At 63.2% G+C, this 487-nt stretch carries 1 pseudogene; it reads left to right on the forward strand.

Going from position 1 to position 487, the window contains the following annotated elements:
• Nucleotides 1–181: 181 nt before the first annotated feature.
• Nucleotides 182–373: pseudogene (locus tag IU459_RS40625) on the forward strand (helix-turn-helix domain-containing protein); the annotation flags it as partial.
• Nucleotides 374–487 lie beyond the last annotated feature (114 nt).

The following is a 487-nucleotide window of genomic DNA, read 5'->3' on the forward strand; positions in this document are numbered from 1 at the left end:
GCGGCTCCGACCGCGCGAACCGCCAACCCACCCGGCACATCAACGAATCCAACTCGGCCACAACACGATCCAACAACACGCAACAGATCTACCAGCACCAACCCGACCAAGTGTCGTTGCAGTACTAGCCCGGGAGATGCGCCGACATCCCTCAACAGTGCGCGAACTCCTCAAACGGTGCGGAGGCGTCCGGCCCGTCCCGCGCCGCCGCAACGGCCGTCATCTGAGTCTGACTGAACGCGAAGAGATCTCACGTGGATTGGCGGCCGGGGATTCGCTGCGCAGTATCGCCCGCGGCCTGGGACGAGCGCCCTCGACGATCTCCCGCGAGGTCGCCAAACGCGGCGGTCGCTTCGTCTATCCTGCGTTCCGCATAATTCCGGGGTTTCGGAGCCCAAGACTGCCGGTTTCCGCGGGTCGCGGGGTCTCGGACGAGAGAAACTCTGAAATTTGCCTAGAGACGCGATTCGCTGAATTCGAGTAGCGT

Origin of the sequence: Nocardia amamiensis (assembly GCF_015477605.1) — a bacterium.
GTDB lineage: Bacteria > Actinomycetota > Actinomycetes > Mycobacteriales > Mycobacteriaceae > Nocardia > Nocardia amamiensis_A.